Genomic DNA, 26,117 nt, shown 5'->3' on the forward strand with positions numbered 1-26,117 from the left:
ATATGAACAGCGGCTTACAAGTCGGTTCAGCTTCATCTCAACTGTAAAAGCTTACTGCGTCTTAATCGACGGGATATCCTCTTCGATCAGGAGAGTGGAAATGAAAATCCTAACCAAAAGTCTGTTGAGCGCCGGAGCTGCAGCCGCAGCTTTGGTAAGCACTGCCGCACCAGCAGAAGCGCAATACCGTTACCGTGACCGCGACGGCATCAGCGCCGGCGAAGTGATTGCAGGTGCCGTCATACTTGGCGGCCTTGCTGCAGTTCTGTCGGCAGGCAAGAATGGGCGTTACCAGGACGGCTACGACGGTGATTACAACAACGGCTATAGCAACAGCACTAATACCGGCAGCAGCCGAGCTGCCATAAATCAGTGCATCAACCAAGTCGAAAACCAAACGGATGGTTATAACCGTTCAAACGTGACGCAAATCCGTAGCATTGACCGTACCCGAAATGGCTACCGCGTTATGGGGACGGTGGAGGAACAAAACAGCGCGCGTGGTGACGACCGGTACGATCAAGGCGAACGTTATGGTCAGAACAATCAGTATTATCAGGAAAACCGATATGGTCAGGATGACCGTTATGATCGCAGTGGCAATGGCAACGCATATAATCGCGGTTACGAAAGCGGTCAGTTCACCTGTTATGTCGAACGTGGCCGGGTGGTCGACATCGATTACAACGGCTCCGATCGATGGAACTAACGAGCGACGTAGCCAAAATAGAAGATCAATCACATACACATAATAAAAAGAGTGAATCATATGAATATTTTATCGAAGCTTTTAGCAACTGCTGCCTTCTTGGCCGCAGCCTCACCAGCTGCTGCGCAAACCACAACGCAAAATGACCAGCAGTCACGCCAACAAGACCGCATCAATTCAATATTTGGCGCACTATTTGGCGATCGCACTGGTTCGACGGGGTCCTTAGAATCGCAATGGGCGACTGGCCGAACACCGCTAGCCAACCAGCGTGCACAATTTGACAGCCGGATCGATAGTGATGTCAGATCAGGAGCACTTGACCAAAGGACCGCGGTTCGGTTGAAAACCGACTATGCCGAGCTTGTGCAGCTTGAGCTGCGCTACGGGGCGGATCGTCGGTTCACAATGCAGGAACGTAGCGAGCTTGCAGAACGCTACAACGCGCTGACGCAGGTACTGACAAACCAGACCTATGGCGACGAAAACGTTTTGCAATCACCAAACGTAGCTGAAGGCCAGCCTGAATTTATTGCCCGTGTCGACGCCTCGATTGCTGCGCGCCGGCTCACCAGAGTCGCAGGCAACCGCCTCAAGGCAGATTACCGAATTCTCGCTCAGACTGAAGCCGGCTATTTGCGCGACGGGATGTTAGACGAGCGCGAACGCGATGATCTTGACGCGCGGCTTGACGCACTTGACGCGCGGGTTGGTGACACGGCCTACACCGGAAACAACAATGCGCTCACTCCTCGTGCACGCCTTTCCGCCATTGCGAACGCCATTTCGTCGGGTAACATGTCTGCAACGGCGCAGGCCCAGCTGCGGGTAGAGCATCGTGACTTGTCCTATCTGGAAGCCGCATATGCGCGCCTTAGCATGACGGCGGATGACCGGAGATATTTGGAAAACCGGCTGAGCGATCTGGAGTTGCGTCTGCAAATAAGGAACCGATGAGCATTTGGACGGACAACAAGCCTGCCAATGGCAAACACGATTTTAGAGGATCTTACCCGTTTGAAAAAGCAGACTGGGAGATTGTCTGAAGCCTGATGGCGGCTGGCCCCGGAAATTCGAGACCAAGGTCAGCCGCCATTTTTAAGGACGTTTGAAACCCCGAAACATGATTATGACAGGTTAGGGCAAAGGGGTTTGGCTTTCATCATCAAATGCACCTTCTTTGTATGCAGGTCCGTTTTGTATGTTGAGATGACAACTAGATCAAATGGCACTGAGGGGTTAGGGCGATTTGAACACGGTACACAATCCAGACCATTGTACGGCCGATGTTCGGCCAATTGTGTCGCAAGGACGCAAACGCATGGGTGCCGAGTCCTCTTACGCTGCTGAGGCGCGAAAGCAGCGCTGCGCAGCACGCCAACTGAAGGCGGATGGATGGATCCGACTATTACGCACAACAAAGCCAAACTTGCTTGCAATCTATCTGTGTCAATAAATCCGCAAGCTGCGGGCTACCATCGGTCAGATAACAGCGCCGCCCTTCGACCCTATGGATCCGCAAAAGACTCACCAAATGGGGAGGCGATAACATAGCCGCTGTATTCGGGCGTTTTGGTTACCGCATTTGCATGCTGCTGTAACAATTCAAGCTTGTCCGACGCTGCTTTAACGACTAGCGGATTAGTCAAACGAGTGAGCTGAAAAATGTCGCGACGCAAAGCAGTAATTATTGGTGCAGGAATTGGCGGCATTGCTTGCGCCATACGATTGCAAAGCCTCGGCTTTGATACAGAAATTGTCGAAGCGCTCGATGCCCCTGGCGGCCGTGCTTATGTGCGCAGGGCGGACGGGTTTGTGTTTGATATGGGGCCAACGGTCCTCACGGTTCCGCATTTCATCGAGGAACTGTTCAGTTTGCAGCAGGACCACGCGATGCTGGGTGAACCGGACTTTCCGGCGCATGTGCTGGATGAAAATTGCCGTGTCCGTGAGGGGATATCCGGCGGACCAAATACCAGCAAATATCTCGACATAATCCCCATTTTGCCGTTTTACCGTATCTATTTCGACGACGGCACCTACTTTGATTATGATGGCGACCCGGTGAGCACGCGTGAGCAGATCCGTCGTTTGGCACCCGAAGATCTGGCGGGATATGAAGCATTTCACGAGCAAGCCCGCGCCATTTTTCAGCGTGGATTCTTGAAGCTTGGCTATACCTATTTTGGCAGCCTCGGGTCGATGCTGAGCGTCGTGCCGGATTTGTTTAAGCTTGGCGCAGTGCAATCGCTGTTTGGCCTGGTGAGCAAGTATTTCAAGTCAGACAAAATGCGCCAGGTTTTCAGCTTTGAGCCATTGCTTGTCGGCGGCAATCCGATGAAGGTGCCTGCCATTTATGCCATGATCCATTTTGTCGAAAAAACTTGGGGTATTCATTACGCCAAGGGTGGCACCGGGGCATTGGTATCCGCGCTTATCACCAAGTTCGAAGAAATGGGCGGCACGTTGCGAGTCAACGCGCCAGTCGATCGTATTCTGGTGGACAAACGCGTTGCCAAGGGCGTTCGATTAAAAGGTGGAGAAGAAATTGCTGCGGATGTCGTGGTGTCCAACGCCGATTATGCGACGACCTATTTGAAGTTGGTGGACAAAGCGCAGCGGCGGGTCAACCGCGATGCACTGGTCAAGTTCCGGAAGCAGTCCATGTCGTTGATGGTGATTTATTTCGGTTATGAACGCCGCGAAAATGACCCCGACTTGCGTCATCACAACATCATTTTGGGGCCACGTTACGAGGCGCTGCTCGACGAGATTTTTGAACAAAAGATCATGAGTCCCGATTTTTCACAGTATCTCCATATTCCGACATTGACCGATCCAAGTCTTGCACCTGCCGGCCACCATGCCGCCTACACGTTAATCCCTGTGCCCAACAATGCCAGCAAACTGGATTGGGACGTGGAAGGTCCAAAATTGTGCGATCGGGTGCTGACATTCCTTGAAGAACGTGGCTACATTCCTGATCTTGCCGCGCGCCTGAAGCACAAGAGCTTCATCACGCCAGATTATTTCGCGGAAACATTGGGATCATATCTTGGAAACGGCTTTGGCGTCGAACCCATCTTGACCCAGACGGCGTTCTTCCGTCCGCACAATAAGTCTGAAGATGTGCATAATCTCTATCTGGTGGGCCAAGGAACCCAGCCGGGTGGTGGGACGCCTTCAGTCATGATGTCTGCCAAAATGACCGCGCGCGAGATTGCCCGCGACATGAATGTCGATGCAGCAATCGTCAACGCCGTGGCTAGCCAGCTTCGAACGGCAGCCTGAGCCCGACCAAAATCGGTTGAAAATCGATGTTATTTTTGGATGCTATATTCTGCTGTGATGATCGCGTTGCCAAGTGCTCAGGGCGAGGGGACATTGCCAACGCGTTCCAATTCTGATCTCAGCCGCTGCGCATCAAAAGCATGTTGCTTGAAATTGCCGTCGCGCTCTACCCAAAACAGAAAAAGGTGCGCAGACCATGTGTTGGGATTGGGTTTGATCCGGCCGTGGCGCAGGTCCAGGCCGCGATACAGAACGGCGTCACCTGGTTGCATTTCCACCGACGAGAATGGCTCGTCACCAAAATCATCAAAGCAGGGTCCCTCACTGCTCACTGGCTGCGAACCAACTTCAAGTGGCCAAGCCATACCATCGCTATAGGCGAGCGTTAGTGACACGCTATGTTCGCATGACGGGCGGTCGGAATGAACCCTGCAGGTATCGTCCTTGTGATAAATGCGGAAATAATTGTAGCTCGGCAAGACATCCGCGCCGGTGAGGTCGCTGATGATCGGCGTCATACCCCACAAAAATGTTGTAAGCGGCCGGTAAAAATGCCCGGATATGTCGATGGTGTGTTGCTTTGAAAGCGGGTGCAATTTGGCAAATGTCTCAAAGGATTTCCCCGCAGCCTTAAGGTCAATCTGCATTTGCTGAAGCAGTATGGCCGCGACTTCCGGAGGAACGAGACTCCGGATGGTGGCATAGCCGTCTTTTTTGTAGTCGCCTTCGATTCGCATAGGGTCAATTATCGCGGTTTGACCCAGTCGCGAAGAAGGATTTTTACAACATACGCGGTTAAACAGAAGAACCCTCCGACATGATGTCGGAAGGTCCCGTTAAGGCTATGCGTTTTGTAAGGTCGCCCGCGAGCGACAAAAGGTTAACGACAGATTAACCTTTTTGTTCCCTGCGTGACGTGTCGCCAGCACACTGTCTGCCAGCGACCAGGCCTAAGCCTTTCGGCGCGTGCGTTTTGGCCGGACGGGTTCATCTTCCAATCGAGCGATGCGCAACTGCGCAGCCATATGGGAACGTGACATCGAAATCACGTGGTCAATCCCTTCAACAGTGATTGCCAATTCATTCTGCTCGGTGCGTTCGATGAATCCTTTGGCTTTTAAATACCAGGCATGAAATTCAAAAAGTTCTTCCGAACAGTGCAAAGCTTCCTTGATATAAAATGCCAATACGCCGGGGTTCTGGGCATTTTCGCGCCGTTTTTTGTATAATGTCAGCAAAATCTTCTCATGCGCTTCGGCGTCGGTCAATGCTGCTTTTTCTTCGGTTGTAACATCATCAAAAGACGCAGCATGCACTTCCTCGGCCGGTACATGCTCATTATGCTGAATGTCATATTGCAACCGGTCCTCGGCGTTACGTAGGATCTTATATGCTTGGACAACTTCGTTGAATTTGTCGACGTCAGCGGTTTCGAAATGATCGGGATGATAAGCTTTTGCCAAGCGGCGATACGCAGCCTCAAGCGTCTTTGCGTCACAGGCGGGTTTGACCTGTAAAATGCGGTAATAATCCACGAAGGTTTGTTGTTCGGTCATGTGAAAATCGCCCCTATACCAAGCCCAATTTTGCGACCGCTATGTTGTTATTGCTAACTTCATGCCGCGCGCTGCCGAAATTTACAAGCCGTGTGCACGTTAATATTCTTGTACGCAGGCATGCAGCAAAGAGCACAAGGACTATTCGTGCACGCGTCTCGAAATTGCTGACAAGCTCATCGCGGCTTGATGCACGCTGGATAATGTGACACGCGCTGCGCACAGTTTCGTTTCGGGGGGAATGACGATGAAAGTTTTACGCACGCCGGATACCGCCTTTGCTAACATGAAGGATTATCCCTTCGCGTCGCATTATCTGAACATCGACGATAGCGCGGCGGGCGAAGATTTGCGGATCCATTACATTGATGAAGGGCCGCGTGACGCACCTATTGTCCTGATGATGCATGGAGAACCAAGTTGGTCCTATCTGTACCGCAAAATGGTTGCTCCGGTCGTTGACGCAGGCCTTCGCGTGCTTGCCCCCGACCTGATCGGCTTTGGCAAATCCGACAAGCCTGCTGCGCAAAATGACTATAGCTATGCCCGCCATGTGGCGTGGATGCGCCAATGGGTGGAGCAACTTGACCTGCGGAATATAACCTTGGCGTGTCAGGATTGGGGTTCGCTGGTCGGGCTTCGGCTGGTCGCCGAAATGCCGGAACGATTTTCGGGCGTCACATTGTCCAATGGCGGCCTGCCGGAAGGCGGGGAACCGCCGCGTGCCTTTGCCATCTGGCGCGCATTTTCAAAATGGAGCCTCGTTTTTCCTATCGGCAAGATTGTGAACGCGGGAACCAAGCGAGTTCTCTCACCCGAGGAAATCGCGGCGTATGATGCGCCATTCCCGGATTCGTCATTCAAGGCTGGTGCGCGTATCTTTCCGAGCTTTGTCCCGTTTGAAAACAATGTCGCCTTGCGAGACCAGAAACGCGCCTGGGAGGTATTGGACAAATGGGAAAAGCCGTTCTTGTGCTGTTTTTCAGATCAGGACCGGATCACGCGGGGCGGGGAAAGCCGGTTCATTGGCCGCGTCCCGGGTACCGCGGGACAAAACCACCGGAGCCTGCGCGGCGGGCACTTCATTCAGGAGGATGATCCCGAAGGCTTTGTCGCTTGCATATTGGAGGTTGCACGCAGCGCTGGAACCCGGGCCTAGGCGCTTCCGCGGGACAGCAGCTTAACGGGGACAGGTGTAATGTTGGGGCTGTCGCCTTTGAACACCGCAATCAAGGCCTCCACCAGCATTTCGCCCGCCTGCACATAATCCTGCTCGATTGTGGTGAGTGGCGGCTGCGCATAGGCGCCGGTGGCAATGCCATCAAAGCCGATGACCCGGACATCCTGACCGACGGTTACGTTGCTCTCGTCAAGCGCACGCATCGCGCCCAACGCGATAAAGTCATTGGCGCAGAACAGGCCGTCAAACTCAACCTTGTCACGGATCAAGCCTTTGACAGCGGCATAGCCCTGATCCTCGCGTACCGCATTTTCAGGAAGCGGCGGGCAAATAAGCTGCATATTCCTCGCCGCCATTTCGGCCATATAGGTCGTTAGCCTGTCCTGAAATTGCGGCTGTTCGCTGTTGGTTGGACCAATATAGGCAATGCGCGTGCAGCCTTTGTGTAGCAAATGGTCGATTGCCAGCCGCGCACCTTGCACATTGTCGCTCTTGATGGAAATCAGGTCTTCCTTGCTCGCGCCCCAGCAAATCATCGGCGTTTCGTGCCGGGCATATTCGCCAAAAAACTGCCATCCTTTGACATTCTGGCCGCTGCCGATCACGATCAAGCCATCCGCTTGCCGACTGCCTGTGTAATTGGCGAAGAAATTGGCAGGAGAATCCTGAAAAGAAATGATGAGATTATAGCCCCGTTCGGACGCCGAAGCAGCAATGCAGCCAAGCAGCGACAGATAAAACGGGTTTATGTTCGCTTTGTTTTCGCCGCGCCGACACAGGATAACGAGCGCAATCGAATTGGTTTGCTGCGTGCGCAACCGAAGCGCGTTATGATCGACCGAGTAATTTAGCTCCGTCGCAAGCGCAACGATCCGCGCCCGCGTGGCCTCGTTGACTTTTTTGTCACCGCGCAAGGCACGCGACACCGTGGGCTGTGACACCCCAAGCATAGCCGCGATTTGATGCGCAGTAACCCGCCCCTCTTTACCCATTTGAGAGCGTTAGCATTGGCAAGCGTTCAAGTCACGCCGTCAAGGCAGTCTCCGGCGCGACAAACTCCAGATCAAGGCTTTCCGCGACTGCCTGGCTCGTGACTTTACCCCGGTGGACGTTGAGGCCAGCGAGCAATCCGCGACCCGTTTCCGTGCTGTTTTCAAGCGCGGCCACGCCCTTGTCCGCCAGAGCAAGGCCATAAGGCAATGTTGCGTTGTTCAACGCCGCAGCGCTCGTCTGCGGAACTGCGCCCGGCATGTTGGCGACGCAATAATGGATGATGCCGTCGACAACATATGTGGGCTCGGCATGGGTCGTTGGCCGCGATGTTTCAAAGCAGCCGCCTTGGTCGATGGCGACGTCCACGAGTACCGAGCCCGGCTTCATCCGCTTGAGCATTTCGCGCGTGACGAGCCTTGGCGCGCTCGCGCCTGGAATAAGCACAGCGCCAATGACGGCGTCGGCAATGCTGATTTCATGGTCAATCGTTTCAAGCGTCGAATAACGCGTGCGCACCCGTCCGTTGAACATTTCGTCAAGCTGGCGAAGGCGCGGGATCGATCGGTCAACGATGGTGACCTCAGCGCCAAGACCAACCGCCATGCGTGCGGCATGGGTGCCAACAACGCCGCCGCCAAGCACGGTGACGCGGCCCGCAGGAACCCCGGGGACGCCGCCAAGCAGGATGCCTGCACCGCCTTCGCTTCGCCGCATAGCTTCGCCAGCGGCCTCGATAGCAAGGCGGCCCGCAACTTCGCTCATCGGGGCAAGCAAGGGCAGGGTGCCACGGTCGTCAGTGACGGTTTCATAGGCAATCGCGGTGCATCCGCTCGCAATAAGGCCCTTTGCCTGTTCGGGGTCAGGCGCAAGGTGCAGATAGGTGAAAAGTAATTGGCCAGTGCGAAGCTGCACCCATTCATTTGGTTGCGGTTCTTTGACCTTGACGATCATTTCGCAGCCAGCGAAAATTTCGGCTGCTGTGGCGGCAATTTCAGCACCAGCCGCGCGATAGGCATCGTCGCTTGCCATGATGCCAGCCCCCGCGCCGGATTGCACCACCACCTGATGGCCATGCGCGACATATTCGCGGACTGCCCCGGGGGTTAATCCGACACGATATTCATGAACCTTGATTTCGCTTGGGACGCCGACACGCATGATTTTCTGCTCCTGAATAAGATCGTAGGCAAAATAGCACCGTCCCGACGGCGAAACTCCGCAAAGATTCGACTTAAATGGTATATTCGTGCATATATTCGTCTATTTATAATATAAGAATGGAAATCTCATGCAGCTGGATCGCGCAGACCGTAAATTATTGGGTGCTTTGGTGGTAAATGGCCGTGCGACTCAGATGGAACTGGGCGAGGTGGCGGGCCTGTCACCAAGCGCTGCTGCACGCAGGCAAAAGGCGTTAGAGGATGACGGCATTTTGCGCGGCTATCGCGCCGACGTAAATTTGCGGAAATTGGGGCTTTCGGCGACGGTGATGGTCACGATCACACTCGACAGCCAAAGCGAGGAGGCCATGGCGGCGTTCGAGGCTGCGGTGGTCAACAGCCCGTCGACAATCCGGTGCCATTTGATGAGTGGAAGGAACGATTACCTTCTGGTTGTTCGTGCCGCGTCAATTGAGGATTATGAGTTGATCCACCGGCAGGAAATTGCGCGGCTACCTCGAGTCGCCCGGATCGAGACTGCCTTTGCGTTGCGGGAGGTCGTAAATCGAACCGTTCCGCCGCGCTTGTTCGACCAATGAAGATTTGCATTCTTATGGATAATATGTCGGCAAAAGACTGACTGAAGGAACTTGTCTGACCCAATTCTGTTTCATTTATCGGAAATGGAGACAGGTTATGGGAAGAACAGTCGGAATCAGCATTGGCGGTTTAATTTTGCTCGTGGTGATCGTCGCAATTCTATTCTGATTTGAACCGCCGCTTGGCTGTTCAATTTGTGCGAAGCTAGCCCGCGCCCCCTCAAAAGGCTGGCTTCGCACAACATGCACAGCGCCAGCGGCGTTTGCGTTGACTCGACTTCAACAGGCCTAGTCGATTCGCTCTAGCAGATCGCCTATCTTACCGAACATCTCGTCGATATGCGCTCTTTCAAGAATAAGCGGCGGGCTGAGTGCGATAATGTCGCCTGTTGCCCTAACCAGCAACCCATTGTCGAAACAGGCTTGAAACAGCTCGGTTGCGCGTTTTGTTGGTGCCGCCGTTCGGGGCTCAAGCTCAATCCCGGCAATAAGGCCAATGTTCCGTACGTCGATAACATGCCGCTTGCCGCGCAGGGCATGCGCGGCGTCCGCCCAATATCCGCCTAGCTCATGCGCTTTTTCAAAGAGACCTTCGTCACGGTAGATGTCGAGTGTGGCCAAGGCTGCCGCTGCGGCAAGCGGGTGGCCGCTATAGGTGTAGCCATGGAAAAGCTCGATCCCATCTTGCGTGGCGTTTATGACATCGTCGTGGACGTTTCTGCTTACGGCGACAGCGCCCATGGGAACTGCAGCATTGGTGAGGCCCTTTGCCATTGCGATGATATCGGGCGTGATGCCCCAGCTTTGCGAAGCAGTCGCGCCGCCGACGCGTCCAAAGCCGCTTATCACCTCATCAAAAATCAGGATGATCGCGTGCTTGGTGCAGATGTCACGTAATCTTTGAAGATAGCCAATTGGCGGGACAAGAACGCCGGTTGATCCAGCCACAGGCTCGACAATGACCGCGGCAATGGTTTCCGCGCCGTGCAATGTAACTAGACGTTCCAAATCGTCGGCGAGTTCCGCACCATGTTGCGGGAAACCCCGCGAATATGCATTGCGCCCGACGTCATGCGTGTGCCGCATATGATCCACGCCAGGAAGGCCTTGCCACACGCGCCGGTTATTGACGATGCCGCCTACTGAGATGCCCCCAAAGCCAGTGCCATGATATCCGCGTTCGCGGCCAATCAGCCGCGTTCGGGTGCCGTGGCCCCGCGCGCGTTGCGCCGCGAGCGCAATTTTCAATGCCGTGTCAACCGACTCGCTTCCAGAATTAGTGAAGAATATCCGGTCGACCCCGTCGGGCATCATCGGCGCAAGGCGGCTGGCGAGTTCGAAGGCCAGCGGGTGGCCAAGCTGAAACGTCGGTCCGAAGTCGAGCGTCGCGGCGCATTTGGCGATAGCGTCTACGATCGGTTGCCGGCAGTGTCCCGCATTGCTGCACCACAGACCCGCAGTCCCGTCGAGGATTTGCCGGCCATCGGCGCTTTGATAATGCATGTCCTTGGCCGACACGAGCAAGCGCGGGTGGGCCTTAAAGGACTTGTTTGCAGTAAACGGCATCCAGAATGCCGCGAGGGGGTCGTTTTCAAGCATATGCCCTTCTTCACCCATATCCTTATGTTGCGCAAGACTGTGACTGTTTTGTCACATTGCTTAAAAAGGACAAGGACATTGACACAAAATTGCTTGCTTGGTGCGTGCTTTGATGTTTGTGTGCAGTTGCACAATAAAGCGCAGGTAAAAATAAAGCTAACCATTGCGCGGGCAACAAGATCAAGCGGGAAGCGAACGGCAATTGCCGAAGGCGGCGCAATGCGCACGCTTTCGGAATGATTTCTGACGTACCTAAGAAGGGGTGAAATAATGCGAAATTCAATATTAAAGCTGGCAAGCATGAGCGTCGCGATGAGCGCGATGGCCATTTCTGTACCTGCTTTCGCTCAAGACGCAGCAGCAGAAGAGGCATCAGGTCCAATCACGTTAACCGGCGGCGCAGCCGTTGTGTCCGACTATCGCTTCCGTGGTGTTTCGCTGTCGAACAAGGATTTTGCGCTCCAGCCTTATCTCACTGTAAAACATGAATCGGGTCTATATGCAGGTGTCTGGGCTTCGAACATTGCCGATAATGCGGGCGATGACCTTGAAGTCGACCTGTACGCGGGCTTTTCCGGCGGTGAAGAACTGACCTACGACATCGGCGCGACGTATTATCTGTATCCCGGTGTATCGAGCTTCAACTATGTTGAGTTTACCGGCAAGCTTGGTTCAACAATCGGCCCGGCAACTGTCGGCGTCCAGTTAAGCTATGTGCCAAGTCAGGATAACACCGGCAATCAGGATAATATCTATTACGGAACAAACGCGACAATCGCGTTGCCGGATTCGCCGATTTCTATCGTTGGATCGATGGGTATCGAAGACGGCGCGTTCAGCGTTGGTGATGAAAAGGTTGATTGGTCGCTTGGCCTGACCGCCGCCGTATCCGGATTTACATTAGGTGCGTCCTATGTGGACACCAACCGTCGTTCGACCTTTGCATTTAAGGACAGCTCGGCTGGCGTAGTGTTCTCGGTAAGCTACGGCTTTTGATCTAACATTATTTTTTATGGCCTTTTCAACATTGGCCAATTCAGAATAGCTTCATGCCGGGCTTGACCTTTCAAGCCCGGCATGCGCTTATCCGGCTTACTGAAAACTGGTGAAAAAGCATGTCCGTGAACCTTGCGAATTGGATCGCTGAGCACAAAATCGATGAGGTTGAATGCATTGTCCCTGACATAAATGGCGTTCAGCGGGGAAAGGTTTTACCTGCCAAAAAATTCCTGTCGTCGGTCCGCGACAAGTCGTTGCGGATACCGGGCAGCGTTTTTATCTGCACCATTGATGGGCATTATCCCGAGGATATCGCAGATATCTGGGACAAAGACCCCGACAAAATCCTGATCGCAGACCCTGAAACGATTTGCGTTGCACCCGGGTTTAAATCGCCGACCGCCTTTGTGATTGCCGACGTCCTGCACGCTGACGGCTCCGAAGTCGAAATCGCGCCACGGACGATTTTGAAAAAGGTACTGAGCCTTTATGCAGATCGCGGGTGGAAGCCGATCATGGCGCCTGAGGTTGAATTTTATCTCGTCAGCCAAAATGTCGATCCCGATTTTCCCCTTATGCCGCCGACCGGTTCAAGTGGCCGCGCCGAAACCGCCAGCCAGCCTTACGGGTTGGAGGCGATGAACGAATATGAAGATATTATCGATCATATCTATGATGACTGCGAGCTCATGGGCCTCGATATCGACACGATGATCCATGAAATGGGCGCAGCGCAGTTGGAGGTGAACTTCATTCATGGCGACCCGCTGAAGCTGGCAGATCAAGTGTTTCTGTTCAAACGTACCGTTCGCGCTGTCGCCAAGCAGCATGGCGTCTATGCGACATTCATGGCGAACCCGATGGCAGGGCAACCGGGTAGTGCGATGCATATCCATCAGTCGGTTGTCGATGCAGAGACCGGACGAAATCTGTTTTCCAACGCCAACGGGCGCGATAGCGCGCTTTTCCGGAGCTATATCGCTGGACTGGTAAAATTCATGCCACAAGTTTCCCCGCTTTGGGCGCCAAACGTCAACAGCTTCCGCCGGATGCGTCCAGACAGCGCCGCGCCAATCAACGTGCAATGGGGCGAAGACAATCGCAGTTGCGGCTTTCGCGTGCCGATATCCGACAAGGCGAACCGCCGCGTTGAAAATCGCCTGCCGGGCGCAGATTCAAACCCCTATCTGGCGATGGCAGCTTCGCTTGTCTGCGGCTATATCGGCATGGTTGAGCGCATGGTTCCGGCCAAGGCCATCACAGGAAGCGCCTATAACCGGGCCCGTACCCTACCGAGGACATTGGAGGCTGCATTGGACAGGTTCAGCGCCTGCAAGCCAGTACGCAACTTACTCGGTGAAGAGTTTTTCGACATATTTTACGCGGTCAAAGATTATGAATTGTTCAACTACCAGTCGGTCGTGAGCAGTTGGGAGCGCGAGCATTTGTTGCTGAGGGTGTGATGCCCGATAGATTGAACGACAGCTATTATCTGGCTTCGGCTGGAGAATATCCGAAAAATTCACCTTTGGTGGGCGACATAACCGCCGACATCTGCATCATCGGTGGCGGCTTTACGGGCCTTTCCGCCGCTGTTGCCTGTGCCGAGGCTGGTATTGACGTGGTATTGCTTGAGGCCGAGCAAGCTGGCTTTGGCGCATCTGGCCGAAACGGCGGTCAAATGATCCCCGGCTTCAATATGGCTGGCGACGATCTTATCAAATTGGTCGGGCAGGACGTCGGGCATATGCTCTATGATCTAGCGATCTCGGCGCGCGACCGAGTACATGCGCGGATCAAAAAGCATGGCATCGAATGTGATTTGCAGGACGGCCACATCCATCTCGCCGCCAAAAAGCGTGATTTCGCATATTTGGAGAAAGAGGTTGCCTTCAGCGACACATATGTCGGCAAAGGCGAGGCGGTTTTGGTCCCGCCGGAGGATGTCGGCAAATATGTCAATGTCCAGGGCTATCACGGCGGTGTCTATGTACCCAAAGGTGGGCATCTCCACCCGCTGAAATATGCACGTGGACTGGCAAATGCGGCGCAAAGTGCGGGTGCCAAAATCTTTGAAGGCAGCAGGGTTTTGTCGGTCGAAGATCATGGTAAGCCCGTCGTGCGGACCGAGTCCGGGTCGGTCGCGGCGACAACGGTGTTCTTGGCAACGGACGCCGAAACCACCGCACTGGCACCTAAAGCGGGGCGTTACTCCATGCCCGTGTTGAACTACATTATCGCAACCGAGCCACTTGGTGCAGAGCGTGCAAGCGCACTCATCCCGTCAAATGCCGCCGTGTCCGACAGCAGATTTGTTCTCAATTACTTTCGCTTATCGTCTGATAACAGGTTATTATTTGCAGGTGGCGAAAAATATTCACCGACGCCGCCAAAGGATATTGCGGCATTTGTCCGGCCTTATATGCTCAAGCTATTCCCGCAGCTTGCCGATGCCCGCATCGATTACGCCTGGGGCGGCGCTGTGGGTATCACTGTCAATCGGTTGCCTCATATTGGGCGCAACGGAAACATCCTGTTTGCCCATGGCTATTCGGGGCAAGGTGTTTTGCTGACGACTTTGGTCGGTGAACTACTGGCTGAAGTGTTGCAAGGCGACAGCCGCAATTTCGACCTCTTCGACAAAATTCCGCATCATGCATTTCCGGGTGGAAAGTTTTTGCGGTCGCCAACCTATGTTGCAGGCATGCTTTATTCGGCAATGCGAGACCGGCTATGATCGACCGCCAAGCTGTCGACCGGATGCGCGCACGCGAAATTGCACGCTTCATCGCCGCCAACCCAAAGTCCAAGGCGCAAGCACAGCGCGCGCAGGGATGGTTTCAGGGCGTGCCATTTCACTGGATGCTTGATTGGTCGAGTCCGTTCCCGATCGTTGCTGAGAGTGGCTCTGGGGCGACGCTGACGAGCATCGACGGGCAAGTCTTTGACGATTTCTGTCTTGGTGATACCGCAAGCATGTTCGGCCATTCGCCAGCGCCTTTATCCGCCGCGATATCAAAGCAAGCCGGGCAAGGGCTGAGCTATATGTTGCCTACAGCCAAGGGCGCGGAGCTAAGCGAAATGCTTGGCGCCATGTTTGGCCTGCCGGTATGGCAAGTGACGACGACGGCAAGCGAGGCCAACCGCGCAGTGATCCGCTGGTGCCGCGGAATTACGGGGCGTGACAAGATATTGATCTTCAATGGCTGTTATCATGGTGCGGTCGATGACGTCTTTGTCGACCTGCGCGACGGGCGTGCCGTTAACCGGCCGAGCCTGATCGGTCAGGTGCAGGATTTGCTGCCGACTACGACGGCGATCGAATTTAACGATGTTGATGCGCTGGAGACGGCGTTGCGGGGCGGTGATATCGCCTGCGTCTTGGCCGAGCCAATGATGACCAACATTGGCATGGTGCGAGATGCCCAGGGTTTTCTGGCAACATTACGCCGCTTGTGCAGCGAGACAGGCACGATCCTCGTGTTCGACGAAACGCACACCATATCGTCGGGCTATGGCGGCCATAGCAACGCTTATGGTCCAATGCCCGACATCATGGTTGTCGGTAAGTCGATTGGCGGCGGCGTGCCCTGCGCGGTTTACGGCTTTACAGCAGAAATTGCCGAACGGATGGCTGCGCTGAATACGTCGCGTCCGGCGGGCCACAGCGGGATTGGCACGACTTTGTCGGCCAATGCGTTGGCCATCTGCGCGATGCACGCAATGTTGGGACAGGTCATAACGCGCGAAGCTTATCATCATATGTTAGCTACTGCCGACCATCTGGTGGCACGGCTAAACGCAGTCATCGCCGCGCATGGGCTGGATTGGCATGTCAGTCACGCCGGTGCCCGCGTCGAACTGGTGTGTTCGGCCAATCCGCCCCGCAATGGCAGCGAGGCGCGCGCTGCTATGGATCATGAACTGGAGAGCACTATCCATCTCTATTTGGCCAATCTGGGCATATTGCTCGCGCCATTTCATAACATGATGCTGGTGAGCCCAGTGACTCAAGCGGCGCAAGTCGACCGGCTTGCGGCAGAGTTGAACTCTGCGTTGACTGAGCTACAAGCTTCTTAAATTTGGGCGGAATAGATAAATCATGACAATCAAGCGGGCAAAATCATCAGCAAACATCGCGGCACGAGCGGAGGCCGAGGCATTTTTTGCGGCGCATCCGGATATTGATTCCGTTGAGATGATCTACACCGACATGGGCGGCGTTCCGCGTGGCAAGCGTTTGCGCCAGCATGAAGTGCTGTCGGTATATGAAATCGGCCGCTTTTTTCCCGGTTCCATCGCGGTCGTGGATATTACCGGTCAGGATACGGTTGAGACGGGTCTGGTCTGGGAGGACGGCGACGCCGACCGCTCGATGAAGCCCATTCCCGGCACATTGGTGCGTACGCCGTGGGCAGGCGACAATGCGGCGCAGTTCATGGTGGATTTTTACGAGCTTGATGGCCAACCCCACGATCTTGACCCGCGCCATGTCCTTGGGCTTGTTGTGGACCGTTTTGCCGAGATCGGCCTAACGCCTGCACTAGCCGTAGAGCTGGAATTCTACCTTCTGGATCCCAAGCGCGCACGCGATGGATCCATCCGCCCGGCGCGCCCCGATTATAATCGCGAAACGCCGCGCATGGTGGAGGTCTATGGCCTGCGTGAGCTAGATGATTTTCGGCCCTTTTTCGACGAACTATACGAAACCTGTGACATTCAAGGGCTACCTCTGGAGTCCGCAATCTCCGAATTTGCGCCAGGGCAGTGCGAGCTGACATTGCGCTATAAACCCGATGTGTTGCGCGCGTGCGATGATGCGATCATGTACAAACGCGTCGTCAAGGCGGTTGCGCAAGCCCATGGGCTTGAAGCCACGTTCATGGCCAAGCCCTTCGCAGAGCAGGCCGGGTCAGGCATGCATATTCATGTGTCCATGAACGACAGCGACGGGCAGAATCTGTTCGCGTCCGATGATCCCGAAGGTACGCCGATGCTGCGTCATGCCATTGGCGGGATGATATCGACCGTTGGCGATTGTTTCGCGCTCTTCGCGCCGCACGCCAACAGCTACCGCAGGTTTAAGGCGAACAGCTATGCCCCGGTTGCGCCCACTTGGGGCGTTAACAACCGCACGGTGTCCTTCCGCATACCCGCCGGCCCGCCATCAAGTCGCCATGTTGAACATCGCGCGTGCGGTGCGGATGCAAACCCGTATCTTGCCGTAGCTGGGGTCCTTTCCGGCATCCACCACGGCATTATCCAGCAGATTGACCCCGGTCCGGCGGTTGTCGGCAATGGCTATGACCGTGACGGATCAGGCGATGACAAGCCGCCAAGCAACTGGTTTGCCGCTGTGGACCGCTTCCATGGTTCAAAGTTGATGCGTGAATATCTGGGGGATCGCTTTGTAGACATGTTCACGATTGTGAAGCGAGTCGAGCAGGACCGATATTTCGGCCAAGTCCCGAGCATTGACTACGACTGGTATCTCAGAAATGCTTAAGCCTGAATGGGAAACCGCGCCAATATGTTTTGAAGCACGGCAGGGTTGAGCAAAGTAGTGAATTCGCAACCTACCGTTGTGCCATCGTTCCACACGATTTTTGCCTGAAGCGCCGCCAGCCCCGGCAGGGTTAGCCAAATCCGCGTGCCCGGGGCCATTCCCGTAAGAGCTTCGCAGGCCACACCAGACAATGATAGGTCGCGGACAATAACAGAAAAGCCGGGCGATCCCGATGGTCGCATGATCGCAGGGATCTTAAGCCGAACGCGTGGCGCGCTCCGGTCTTCCTGCGCGGCATCTTCGTACCGCTGGTATGTTATTGTTGTCGTAGGCGTATCGATCATGGCACCGAGCTCCCGTTAGGTTAATCTGGGCTAGCGCGCCTGCGTGAATTTAGCGTTGCGCTTTAAGGTAAATTTGCTGTTTACCAACTTCGCCAACCGGTCTTGCATTTAGCCGCCGTCACGGCCATATGCGGCGTGGGAGTCGGATGGACGTGGCACTCGCCAACCTGGTCAGATCCTGACGGAAGCAGCCACAACGAATTCGCTGCGGGTCATCCGGCTCCTACTTTTCCCCCTGTTTCGGTTGCGAAGACTTCGACAAATGTCGACGAGCATTCTAACGAGATCATGATGCCCGACTCTAATAATCCAGATTTCGCTGAACGCGACCCGGACATGCCCGATGACGCTTTGGGTCTCGGTTTGGATTTACCCCAGGTTTCCAAGCCAGCAACGACTTCAGTGTCAACGGGCGGGGTGGCGTATCGCGTGCTGGCGCGCAAATACCGTCCGCAGACTTTTGCCGAGCTGATTGGTCAGGATGCCATGGTGCAGACGCTTGGTAACGCGATAAAACGTGACAGGTTGGCGCATGCGTTCCTTATGACTGGCGTGCGCGGCGTTGGCAAAACCTCCACCGCGCGGCTGATTGCCAAAGCGCTGAATTGCATTGGCAAGGACGGGCAGGGCGGCCCGACTATCGACCCATGTGGTGTTTGCGAGCCTTGTGTGGCAATCGCCGAAGGCCGGCATATCGATGTGATCGAAATGGACGCTGCAAGCCACACCGGCGTCGACGATGTGCGCGAAATTATCGAAGCTGTGCGCTACTCCGCAGTGTCGGCGCGCTACAAATTCTATATCATCGACGAAGTGCACATGTTGTCGAAAAACGCGTTTAATGCGTTGCTGAAAACGTTGGAAGAACCGCCGGGCCATGTGAAGTTTCTGTTTGCGACAACTGAAGTAAACAAGGTTCCGATTACCGTTCTCTCGCGGTGCCAGCGTTTTGACCTGAAGCGCATTTCAACCGAGAAGCTCACCGCGCATTTTGCAGAAATTGCGGTGAAGGAAGCTGTCACGGCTGAGGCAGAAGCATTGACTTTGATTGCGCAAGCGGCAGAAGGCTCGGTCCGCGATGGTCTCTCCATCCTCGATCAAGCCATTGCCCATGCCGATATGGAAGGGGATGGCCAGGTCACCGCCGCGCAAGTCCGGGATATGCTTGGTCTGTCCGACCGCGGCGCAATCCGTCGGTTGTTCGGCCTTATCCTGCACGGTGATGCGCAGGCGATGCTGGCTGAAGCCAAGAGCCAGTACAATCTGGGCGTTGAACCGCTCGCCATGTTTGCAGGATTGTTGTCCGAGGTTCACCGGTTGACGCTGGCCAAGGTTGGGGCGCCGGGCGATGCCGCGCTGGATGCTACAGCCACGGCCGTGGTGGAAGAACTTGCCGATCGCTTGTCCTTCCCCGTGTTGCACCGGTTGTGGCAATTATTGTTGAAAGGGCAGGAAGAAGTCGCTCGCGCATCGGTTCCGCTGGATGCCGCCGATATGGCGTTGCTACGCGTGGTCCATGCTGCAACACTTCCTGATCCGGGGGAATTGGCAAAAATGATAGGCGAAGGCGTGTTCGCTGCGCCGCCTCCCGCGTCGGCACCTACCGCGCTCGATATGTCGCCGCCTGCCAATGTACAATCCTTGATGCCGGTTGATTTTAAGGCGCTGCTTGATCGTTTGGCGCGCGAAGGTTTTGTCAGCATCGAAGTGACTATGCGCGACGTTGTGCGTCTGGTTGAATACGCGCCGCCATTATTGGCGTATCAGTTGGCGGGGCCTGTCGGGCCGTCTTTTGGTGCCGAATTGCGCGATGCGCTGGCTAAGGTGACTGGCACGCGCTGGGAAATTGAGGAACGCGCGGGGGAGGCTCAGCCCAGCCTGCTTGAGCAGGAACAGGCGGAAGCCGAAGCCGATAAAAGAATTATTATGGAGTCACCTTTGGTCAAAGCAGCGTTTGCCGCGTTTCCTGAGGCAGAGCTGCTCGACGGCGATGATAATGACATGAAATGGAGCAAGAGCGCATGAAAAGCATGGAAGAGATGATCAAGGCTGCGCAGGAAGCCGCGCAGAATATCCAGCAACAGATGGAACAAACGCAGGCAACGCTTGACACTATTCAGGTTGAAGGCGTGTCGGGCGGCGGGCTGGTAAAGGTTCGGGCGACAGCAAAGGGCCGGATATTGAATGTTATACTCGACGACAGCCTCATTGTCCCAGCGGATAAAGGCATGTTGGAAGACCTGATTACTGCGGCATTCAACGATGCTCGCGAAAAGGCGGATGCAGCGAGCAATGCCGAGATGGGTAAGATGTCCAGTGGCCTGCCATTGCCTCCAGGGTTCAAATTGCCATTCTGATAAGGCAGGCAACAGTTCATTCCATATAGTTTTTCCCCAATAAAATGCGCGCAAGCTGCGCACATCCATTGAAAGCGCGCGCAAAGCGCTCATATTGACGGAGAACAGGTTGCTCGCGGTTTTGAGCGACAGCCGATTGGAGTATCTATGGAATTGAATCTGCCTTTATTGCCATTGCGTGATATTGTTGTTTTCCCGGGCATGATTGTGCCTTTGTTTGTCGGTCGCGACAAATCGGTTGTTGCGCTTGAAAAGGCGATGACTGCCAACAAGGAAATATTTCTTGTCGCGCAGCTCGACCCCGCCGAAGATGACCCTGATAAGGATGATTTGTATAATATCGGCGTGACTGCGTCGATTATGCAGCTGTTGAAGCTACCAGACGGAACGGTGCGCGTACTTGTTGAAGGCAAGCAGCGTGCGGAATTGCGCGACCTGATTGAACGCGGTGACGATTATGTCGAGGCAACCGTTACTTTGCTTGAAGAGCAGGTCGCAGAGGGTCCTGAAGCGACAGCGCTGATGCGTTCGGTCACCGAACAGTTCGAAAATTATTCAAAGCTCAACAAGAAAATGCCGGCCGAAACGGCTGTTCAGTTGACCGAGATCGATACGCCATCGGCGCTGGCCGATGCCGTTGCGGCCAATATACAGTTGAAGGTGTCGGATAAGCAGTCCTTGTTGGTCGAGGCAAATCCCCTCCGTCGTCTTGAAATGGCGTTCGCGTTCATGGAGGGCGAGCTTGGCGTTTTGCAGGTCGAGAAGAAAATTCGCGGCCGCGTGAAGCGCCAGATGGAAAAGACCCAGCGCGAATATTATCTGAATGAGCAGATGAAGGCAATTCAGCGCGAGCTTGGCAATGATGATGGCGAAGGCGGCGACGAGGTTGCCGAGCTTCAAAGCAAAATCGATACTATGAAGCTTTCCAAGGAAGCAAAGGCAAAGGCCAATGCGGAATTGAAAAAGCTGCGTGGCATGGCGCCGATGTCGGCCGAAGCAACGGTGATCCGCAATTATCTCGACACGCTCTTGGGTATTCCTTGGGGCAAGAAGTCAAAGCTGAAGCGTGATATCGCCAAGGCGCAGGACGTCCTTGATGCCGACCATTTTGCGTTGGAAAAGGTCAAGGACCGGATTGTTGAATATCTTGCGGTGCAGGCGCGGACAAACAAGCTGAAGGGGCCTATATTGTGCCTCGTTGGTCCTCCGGGTGTTGGAAAGACCTCGCTTGGCAAATCGATTGCCAAAGCGACGGGCCGTGAATTCATCCGGCAGTCGTTGGGCGGCGTCCGTGACGAAGCCGAGATTCGTGGCCACCGCCGCACATACATCGGATCAATGTCTGGCAAGGTTGCGGCGAACCTGAAAAAGGCGGGCACTATGAATCCGCTGTTCCTGCTCGACGAAATCGACAAGCTTGGACAGGATTTCCGGGGCGACCCGGCATCTGCGTTGCTTGAGGTGCTTGACCCTGAACAGAACAACAAATTTAACGACCATTATCTCGAAATCGACCTGGATTTGTCGGATGTCATGTTTGTGACGACTGCCAACAGCATGAACTTGCCGCAGGCGTTGCTCGACCGCATGGAGATCATCCGGCTCGAAGGCTATACCGAGGATGAAAAGCTCGAGATTGCAAAACGGCATTTGCTTGAGAAGCAGATCGAAGCTCACGGCTTGAAGCATGCGGAGTTTTCGGTAAGCGATGATGCACTCAAGGACATCATCCGTTATTACACAAGAGAGGCGGGTGTCCGGACGTTGGAGCGCGAGATCGCGAAGGTTGCGCGTAAGGCGTTGCGCCGTATCCTTGAAGGCAAAGACACAAGCATTGCAATAACGCCTGAAAATCTCGCGGATTTCTCGGGCGTGCGCAAATATCGCCATGATATGGGCGAGGAAGAAAACCAGATTGGCGCGGTTACGGGTCTGGCATGGACCGAAGTGGGCGGCGAATTGTTGACCATTGAGGCCGTGACTGTGCCGGGCAAGGGGCAGATTAAGACTACGGGTAAGCTTGGCGAAGTGATGAGCGAGTCCATCCAGGCTGCGTTGAGCTACGTTAAGGCACGTGCGCCAAGCTATGGCATTAAGCCGAGCCTGTTTGCCCGCAAGGATGTGCACATTCACCTTCCCGAAGGTGCGGTTCCGAAAGACGGTCCATCGGCTGGTATCGGTATGGTCACCTGCATCGTGTCGACGTTGACCGGCATCGCCGTTCACCGTGATGTTGCGATGACGGGAGAAGTGACGCTGCGAGGCCGGGTGTTGCCGATTGGCGGTTTGAAAGAAAAACTGCTTGCGGCGTTGCGCGGCGGGATCAAGACCGTGCTCATACCACAGGAGAATGAGAAGGACCTGGCGGATATCCCGGCGAACATCAAAGACGGGCTGGAAATCATTCCGGTAAGCCATGTGGACCAGGTGCTGGCACGCGCGCTGGTATCGCCGCTTGTGCCCGTTGAATGGACGGAAGCTGACGACTTGGCAGCGGCATTGCCGAGCGTGGCCAGCGGGGAAAGTGGCGCGGCAGTTACGCATTGAGGCTGCGCGCTTTGCCTTTAGGTGTGGTTAACGGGCAAAACGCGCAGTTTTTAACAGAAAATGACGGATTTGGGCCGATATTTCCTTTGACAGCGCCAACATTCTCATCATTATCCGGCCACCGGCTTCGGCCGCGACTCAATTAAGCAATAATGAGTCTCACACAATTTTAAGAGGGGGGATTCCCGTATGAACAAGCAAGATCTCGTCAGTGCAGTTGCCGATGCAAGCGGCCTGACCAAGGCTGATGCTGGCAAAGCCGTTGAAGCAACTTTTGAAGCGATCACTGGCGCGCTGAAGAGTGGCGGCGAAGTACGTCTCGTTGGTTTCGGTACTTTTGGCGTTGCAAAGCGCAAAGCATCGACCGGACGTAACCCGCGCACGGGTGAGCCAATGACCATCAAGGCATCGACTCAGCCAAAGTTCAAGGCCGGCAAGGCGCTCAAGGATGCCGTCAACTAAGACAAATGACGATATTTGGTGAAAGAGGGCGGGGCGAAAGCACCCGCCCTTTTTTATGCGCTAAATGCTGAGCAAGTTATGCCAGTTGAAGGCTGGGTCATTTGGGTAATAAGCCTGACATGAGGCTAACCCATATTCTGGCGCGATCTGATCGAAGGAAAAGCGCCTCAGGCAGTGCACTCGTTTTTTAAGCCGCCAACCGAGCTTCGCTTTGCACGCGCATTACGACCGGAAACGCAATGATTGGCGCTGGGGTCGGGCGCCGCATTTCACCCATTATTATTCGGCGTTGGTGCTGAACGGATGGAGCAAACTCCAATTCGACCACTTCTCGGATTCGCGGCATCGCGGAGCGGATCGTCAGTATTATGACGGCAAGCGACGCAGCGAGTGCGATAACGAAAAGAAGGGAAGCAACGATGGTCATAACACTGGTCCTTTCTGCGCCCCACACAAAACCCTGGGGATAGTTTTCCCTTTATTTAGGGTCCTTGCATCTTTGTTCACTATATGTTCTTTTGTGTCAAGCGGCTTTTCGAGAGCGAAACAACGCATGATAACTTTGGGGATTACCTGTGGATAACTCTTAATATGCCCAAAGGTTCATTTGGACGGTGCTTAGCGCGCTTCAAGCTTCCCACGCCGCTCGGCAAACCACTGTTGCAGCGCCTTCTGGTTGCATCCAGTGAAGCCGTAACTGCCGTTCACTGAGCAGCCATTGGGAAGGGCAGCGCGGGCTATCGCATCGAGACCTTCAACCGCCGACGTCCAGCTTGTGCTACTGACGTCTGATTCTTCTTCCTCGCGTAGGGGTTTGGGAATGCGGTAGCGCTCGCCTTCTGGCTGCGCCGCGCAGACGACAATCTCGTCACCTTCTGCCACAGGACATTTGTCCTCTCCAAACGTCACCAGAAATGATATGCGTTCGGGTGGAGACGACTGCTGCGCGTCGCCGAGAGAACTCTCCTGAGCAAAAGCCGCGGGTATATATGCGCCCGATGCGGCAATTAACCCGCTTGCGATCAGCATTTTGAACAAGTTGCTATAACCCCTCAACATTCAAGGCGTGAACGTAGCGTTGCGGCGTGAACCTTGTATTAATCGCATGAGCCATCGTCGATTGTCGATGTGTGAGCCATCGAATTTGGTTCTGTCGCTGCACATGGGAACGGGGGCTCAAAATATATCCCCGTTGATGTAGGTCGCTTTCGTTGCAAAGCTTCAGTGACGGCGTTTCTGCTTGACGAATCCCGTCCGCGAATATAACGGCCCGCTCATTCCACATGGGAAACGCACATACCGGTGCTGATCTTTGCCTTCCAGGCGATAGTGACGTTCTAGTTTCCCAGAGGCTCAACCGGAAGGAGAAGTACCATGGCGGCACCTGTCGTTACCATGCAGCAATTGCTTGAAGCTGGGGCCCATTTCGGCCACCAAACACACCGTTGGAACCCGCGTATGAAGCCGTATATCTTCGGCGCGCGCAACGGCATCCACATTCTCGATCTTTCGCAGTCCGTGCCATTGTTCGCACGTGCGCTTGATTTCGTTGCCCAGAGCGTTTCGTCGGGTGGCAAAGTCCTGTTCGTCGGCACAAAGCGTCAGGCGCAAGGCCCGATTGCCGACGCTGCGCGCGCATCTGGCCAGCATTTCGTCAACCACCGCTGGTTGGGCGGCATGCTCACCAACTGGAAGACCATTTCAAATTCGATCAAGAAGCTCAAGACGCTTGAAGAGCAGCTTTCGGGCGATACGCACGGTTTTACGAAGAAGGAAATTCTTCAGATGACCCGCGAGCGCGACAAGCTTGAAATGAGCCTTGGCGGTATCCGCGATATGGGCGGCATTCCTGACGTCATGTTCGTCATTGACGCCAACAAGGAAGAGCTCGCCATTAAGGAAGCCAATGTTTTGGGTATTCCTGTGATTGCGATCCTCGACTCAAACGTGTCGCCTGACGGCATTGCGTTCCCGGTTCCAGCAAATGATGACGCAGCGCGCGCCATTCGTTTGTATTGCGACGCCATTGCCACTGCGGCAACCAAGGGCAATGTGAACGCGAAGGTTGCCAAGGGCATTGACCTTGGCGCGGAAGTAGAACCCGCCGCTGAGCCTACTTTGGTTGAAGAAGCTGCACCGGCTGCAGAAGAAACTCCTGTAGCTGAAGTAGCTGCCGCTGAAGCGCCTGCCGCAGAAGCGTAATATATTTGTCGTCACCCCCGCGTAGGCGGGGGCCCAACGCCTGACGTTTGCTGATGATGTCGATGCAGGTGTTGGATCCCCGCTTTCGCGGGGATGGCGAACCCAGATGGGGTCGATTGGCCTCCCGCACATTTCGAAAGGACAATTTATGTCTGCAATTACCGCTTCAGCCGTCAAGGAACTGCGTGAGCTTTCCGGCGCCGGCATGATGGACGCCAAGAAGGCGCTCGAAGAAACCAATGGCGATATCGAAGCCGCAGTTGATCTTTTGCGTGCCAAGGGCCTTGCCACTGCTGCCAAGAAATCCAGCCGTACCGCAGCTGAAGGTCTTGTCGGCGTTGCCGTTGAAGGCAACAAGGGCACTGCCATCGAAGTCAACAGCCAGACCGATTTCGTCGCGAAGAACGAACAGTTTCAGGAATTCGTTGCTGCTGTCAGCAATGTTGCGCTGAAACTGGCCGCGAACGATGCCGAAGCTGTTTTGGCCGCGCCTTATGGCGATGGTGAAACTGTTCAGGACCGACTGACCAATAACATTGCGACGATTGGTGAAAACCAGGTTATCCGTCGCGTGAAATCGCTGTCGGTTAATAACGGCCGCATCGTGTCTTAT

Annotated in this window: 23 protein-coding genes and 1 other RNA gene; 17 read left to right on the forward strand and 7 right to left on the reverse strand. The window is 54.8% G+C overall.

Features of this window, described 5'->3' with window-relative positions; genetic code table 11:
- Nucleotides 1-100 precede the first annotated feature (100 nt).
- The 3 genes from ACLL9E_RS00780 (at nt 101) to crtI (ending at nt 4,000) form a co-directional block, all read left to right on the forward strand.
- Nucleotides 101-709, forward strand: coding sequence for a hypothetical protein (locus ACLL9E_RS00780; protein ID WP_411289846.1), 609 nt, complete (start codon nt 101-103; stop codon nt 707-709).
- A gap of 60 nt (nt 710-769) precedes the next feature.
- Nucleotides 770-1,666: a hypothetical protein gene (locus ACLL9E_RS00785; protein WP_411289847.1), complete on the forward strand. Its 897-nt coding sequence runs from the start codon at nt 770-772 to the stop codon at nt 1,664-1,666.
- 708 nt (nt 1,667-2,374) lie between these two features.
- Complete coding sequence (gene crtI, locus ACLL9E_RS00790; RefSeq protein WP_411289848.1) at nt 2,375-4,000, forward strand: phytoene desaturase family protein; 1,626 nt, start codon at nt 2,375-2,377, stop codon at nt 3,998-4,000.
- 77 nt (nt 4,001-4,077) lie between these two features.
- Here the strand turns inward: crtI and ACLL9E_RS00795 are convergent, their stop codons facing one another.
- Nucleotides 4,078-4,737, reverse strand: coding sequence for a hypothetical protein (locus tag ACLL9E_RS00795; protein WP_411289849.1), 660 nt, complete (start codon nt 4,735-4,737; stop codon nt 4,078-4,080).
- Nucleotides 4,738-4,950: 213 nt separating this feature from the next.
- Entirely contained in the window at nt 4,951-5,556 is a 606-nt protein-coding gene (locus ACLL9E_RS00800) for a DnaJ domain-containing protein (RefSeq protein WP_411289850.1), read from the reverse strand.
- A 247-nt stretch (nt 5,557-5,803) separates the two neighbouring features.
- Here ACLL9E_RS00800 and ACLL9E_RS00805 point away from each other — a divergent pair, with 247 nt between their 5' ends.
- Nucleotides 5,804-6,715, forward strand: coding sequence for a haloalkane dehalogenase (locus ACLL9E_RS00805; RefSeq protein ID WP_411289851.1), 912 nt, complete (start codon nt 5,804-5,806; stop codon nt 6,713-6,715).
- Here the strand turns inward: ACLL9E_RS00805 and ACLL9E_RS00810 are convergent.
- Both ACLL9E_RS00810 and ald read right to left on the reverse strand, forming a co-directional pair.
- Complete coding sequence (locus tag ACLL9E_RS00810) at nt 6,712-7,728, reverse strand: LacI family DNA-binding transcriptional regulator (RefSeq protein WP_411289852.1); 1,017 nt, start codon at nt 7,726-7,728, stop codon at nt 6,712-6,714. The two genes, ACLL9E_RS00805 and ACLL9E_RS00810, sit on opposite strands and share 4 nt — an antisense overlap.
- Nucleotides 7,729-7,759: 31 nt before the next feature.
- Nucleotides 7,760-8,887, reverse strand: coding sequence for an alanine dehydrogenase (gene ald / locus ACLL9E_RS00815; protein ID WP_411289853.1), 1,128 nt, complete (start codon nt 8,885-8,887; stop codon nt 7,760-7,762).
- Nucleotides 8,888-9,017: 130 nt separating this feature from the next.
- Between ald and ACLL9E_RS00820 the strand changes: the two genes are divergently transcribed.
- A complete protein-coding gene (locus ACLL9E_RS00820) occupies nt 9,018-9,488 on the forward strand; it encodes an Lrp/AsnC family transcriptional regulator (protein ID WP_411289854.1) in 471 nt (156 codons plus the stop codon).
- 288 nt (nt 9,489-9,776) lie between these two features.
- On the opposite strand, the gene ACLL9E_RS00825 is transcribed toward ACLL9E_RS00820, so the two are convergent.
- Nucleotides 9,777-11,087: an aspartate aminotransferase family protein gene (locus ACLL9E_RS00825; RefSeq protein ID WP_411289855.1), complete on the reverse strand. Its 1,311-nt coding sequence runs from the start codon at nt 11,085-11,087 to the stop codon at nt 9,777-9,779.
- A 270-nt stretch (nt 11,088-11,357) separates the two neighbouring features.
- Between ACLL9E_RS00825 and ACLL9E_RS00830 the strand changes: the two genes are divergently transcribed.
- From ACLL9E_RS00830 to ACLL9E_RS00850, 5 genes are all read left to right on the forward strand, one after another.
- A complete protein-coding gene (locus tag ACLL9E_RS00830) occupies nt 11,358-12,083 on the forward strand; it encodes a TorF family putative porin (RefSeq protein WP_411289856.1) in 726 nt (241 codons plus the stop codon).
- Nucleotides 12,084-12,202: 119 nt separating this feature from the next.
- The gene (locus ACLL9E_RS00835; protein WP_411289857.1) at nt 12,203-13,549 is read left to right on the forward strand and encodes a glutamine synthetase family protein; all 1,347 of its coding nucleotides are present in this window, start codon (nt 12,203-12,205) and stop codon (nt 13,547-13,549) included.
- Nucleotides 13,549-14,823, forward strand: a complete 1,275-nt coding sequence (locus tag ACLL9E_RS00840) for an NAD(P)/FAD-dependent oxidoreductase (protein WP_411289858.1) — start codon at nt 13,549-13,551, stop codon at nt 14,821-14,823. The genes ACLL9E_RS00835 and ACLL9E_RS00840 overlap by 1 nt, the downstream gene beginning before the upstream one ends.
- On the forward strand, nt 14,820-16,166 hold the full coding sequence (locus tag ACLL9E_RS00845) for an aspartate aminotransferase family protein (RefSeq protein WP_411289859.1): 1,347 nt from the start codon (nt 14,820-14,822) through the stop codon (nt 16,164-16,166). Before ACLL9E_RS00840 ends, ACLL9E_RS00845 begins: the two co-directional genes overlap by 4 nt.
- A gap of 22 nt (nt 16,167-16,188) precedes the next feature.
- On the forward strand, nt 16,189-17,592 hold the full coding sequence (locus ACLL9E_RS00850) for a glutamine synthetase family protein (protein ID WP_411289860.1): 1,404 nt from the start codon (nt 16,189-16,191) through the stop codon (nt 17,590-17,592).
- On the opposite strand, the gene ACLL9E_RS00855 is transcribed toward ACLL9E_RS00850, so the two are convergent.
- Nucleotides 17,589-17,936, reverse strand: coding sequence for a PilZ domain-containing protein (locus ACLL9E_RS00855; protein ID WP_411289861.1), 348 nt, complete (start codon nt 17,934-17,936; stop codon nt 17,589-17,591). The two genes, ACLL9E_RS00850 and ACLL9E_RS00855, sit on opposite strands and share 4 nt — an antisense overlap.
- Nucleotides 17,937-18,071: 135 nt before the next feature.
- Here ACLL9E_RS00855 and ffs point away from each other — a divergent pair.
- From ffs to ACLL9E_RS00880, 5 genes are all read left to right on the forward strand, one after another.
- Nucleotides 18,072-18,166: signal recognition particle sRNA small type (ffs, locus tag ACLL9E_RS00860), an RNA gene on the forward strand.
- A 172-nt stretch (nt 18,167-18,338) separates the two neighbouring features.
- Nucleotides 18,339-19,961: a DNA polymerase III subunit gamma/tau gene (locus ACLL9E_RS00865; protein ID WP_411289867.1), complete on the forward strand. Its 1,623-nt coding sequence runs from the start codon at nt 18,339-18,341 to the stop codon at nt 19,959-19,961.
- A complete protein-coding gene (locus tag ACLL9E_RS00870) occupies nt 19,958-20,293 on the forward strand; it encodes a YbaB/EbfC family nucleoid-associated protein (protein ID WP_411289862.1) in 336 nt (111 codons plus the stop codon). Before ACLL9E_RS00865 ends, ACLL9E_RS00870 begins: the two co-directional genes overlap by 4 nt.
- A gap of 147 nt (nt 20,294-20,440) precedes the next feature.
- Complete coding sequence (gene lon / locus ACLL9E_RS00875; RefSeq protein WP_411289863.1) at nt 20,441-22,840, forward strand: endopeptidase La; 2,400 nt, start codon at nt 20,441-20,443, stop codon at nt 22,838-22,840.
- Nucleotides 22,841-23,029: 189 nt separating this feature from the next.
- Nucleotides 23,030-23,302 (forward strand): HU family DNA-binding protein, encoded by a 273-nt coding sequence (locus ACLL9E_RS00880; protein ID WP_295443736.1) that lies wholly within the window; start codon nt 23,030-23,032, stop codon nt 23,300-23,302.
- A gap of 618 nt (nt 23,303-23,920) precedes the next feature.
- Here ACLL9E_RS00880 and ACLL9E_RS00885 read toward each other — a convergent pair.
- Nucleotides 23,921-24,331 (reverse strand): hypothetical protein, encoded by a 411-nt coding sequence (locus ACLL9E_RS00885; protein ID WP_411289864.1) that lies wholly within the window; start codon nt 24,329-24,331, stop codon nt 23,921-23,923.
- A 345-nt stretch (nt 24,332-24,676) separates the two neighbouring features.
- Between ACLL9E_RS00885 and rpsB the strand changes: the two genes are divergently transcribed.
- Together rpsB and tsf are read left to right on the forward strand one after the other, a co-directional pair.
- Nucleotides 24,677-25,504 (forward strand): 30S ribosomal protein S2, encoded by an 828-nt coding sequence (gene rpsB, locus ACLL9E_RS00890; protein WP_411289865.1) that lies wholly within the window; start codon nt 24,677-24,679, stop codon nt 25,502-25,504.
- Nucleotides 25,505-25,652: 148 nt separating this feature from the next.
- Nucleotides 25,653-26,117, forward strand: a 465-nt coding sequence (tsf, locus tag ACLL9E_RS00895; RefSeq protein WP_411289866.1) for a translation elongation factor Ts, incomplete at its 3' end; no start/stop codon positions are given.

Origin of the sequence: Sphingorhabdus sp., from assembly GCF_046596595.1 — a bacterium.
Taxonomy (GTDB): Bacteria; Pseudomonadota; Alphaproteobacteria; order Sphingomonadales; family Sphingomonadaceae; genus Sphingorhabdus_B.

Coding starts and splice junctions, on each gene's coding strand:
- ACLL9E_RS00780 (WP_411289846.1), top strand. CDS start 101: ATGAAAATCCTAACCAAAAGTCTGTTGAGCGCCGGAGCTGCAGCCGCA.
- ACLL9E_RS00785 (WP_411289847.1), top strand. CDS start 770: ATGAATATTTTATCGAAGCTTTTAGCAACTGCTGCCTTCTTGGCCGCA.
- crtI (WP_411289848.1), top strand. CDS start 2,375: ATGTCGCGACGCAAAGCAGTAATTATTGGTGCAGGAATTGGCGGCATT.
- ACLL9E_RS00795 (WP_411289849.1), bottom strand. CDS start 4,737: ATGCGAATCGAAGGCGACTACAAAAAAGACGGCTATGCCACCATCCGG.
- ACLL9E_RS00800 (WP_411289850.1), bottom strand. CDS start 5,556: ATGACCGAACAACAAACCTTCGTGGATTATTACCGCATTTTACAGGTC.
- ACLL9E_RS00805 (WP_411289851.1), top strand. CDS start 5,804: ATGAAAGTTTTACGCACGCCGGATACCGCCTTTGCTAACATGAAGGAT.
- ACLL9E_RS00810 (WP_411289852.1), bottom strand. CDS start 7,728: ATGGGTAAAGAGGGGCGGGTTACTGCGCATCAAATCGCGGCTATGCTT.
- ald (WP_411289853.1), bottom strand. CDS start 8,887: ATGCGTGTCGGCGTCCCAAGCGAAATCAAGGTTCATGAATATCGTGTC.
- ACLL9E_RS00820 (WP_411289854.1), top strand. CDS start 9,018: ATGCAGCTGGATCGCGCAGACCGTAAATTATTGGGTGCTTTGGTGGTA.
- ACLL9E_RS00825 (WP_411289855.1), bottom strand. CDS start 11,087: ATGCTTGAAAACGACCCCCTCGCGGCATTCTGGATGCCGTTTACTGCA.
- ACLL9E_RS00830 (WP_411289856.1), top strand. CDS start 11,358: ATGCGAAATTCAATATTAAAGCTGGCAAGCATGAGCGTCGCGATGAGC.
- ACLL9E_RS00835 (WP_411289857.1), top strand. CDS start 12,203: ATGTCCGTGAACCTTGCGAATTGGATCGCTGAGCACAAAATCGATGAG.
- ACLL9E_RS00840 (WP_411289858.1), top strand. CDS start 13,549: ATGCCCGATAGATTGAACGACAGCTATTATCTGGCTTCGGCTGGAGAA.
- ACLL9E_RS00845 (WP_411289859.1), top strand. CDS start 14,820: ATGATCGACCGCCAAGCTGTCGACCGGATGCGCGCACGCGAAATTGCA.
- ACLL9E_RS00850 (WP_411289860.1), top strand. CDS start 16,189: ATGACAATCAAGCGGGCAAAATCATCAGCAAACATCGCGGCACGAGCG.
- ACLL9E_RS00855 (WP_411289861.1), bottom strand. CDS start 17,936: ATGATCGATACGCCTACGACAACAATAACATACCAGCGGTACGAAGAT.
- ACLL9E_RS00870 (WP_411289862.1), top strand. CDS start 19,958: ATGAAAAGCATGGAAGAGATGATCAAGGCTGCGCAGGAAGCCGCGCAG.
- lon (WP_411289863.1), top strand. CDS start 20,441: ATGGAATTGAATCTGCCTTTATTGCCATTGCGTGATATTGTTGTTTTC.
- ACLL9E_RS00880 (WP_295443736.1), top strand. CDS start 23,030: ATGAACAAGCAAGATCTCGTCAGTGCAGTTGCCGATGCAAGCGGCCTG.
- ACLL9E_RS00885 (WP_411289864.1), bottom strand. CDS start 24,331: ATGCTGATCGCAAGCGGGTTAATTGCCGCATCGGGCGCATATATACCC.
- rpsB (WP_411289865.1), top strand. CDS start 24,677: ATGGCGGCACCTGTCGTTACCATGCAGCAATTGCTTGAAGCTGGGGCC.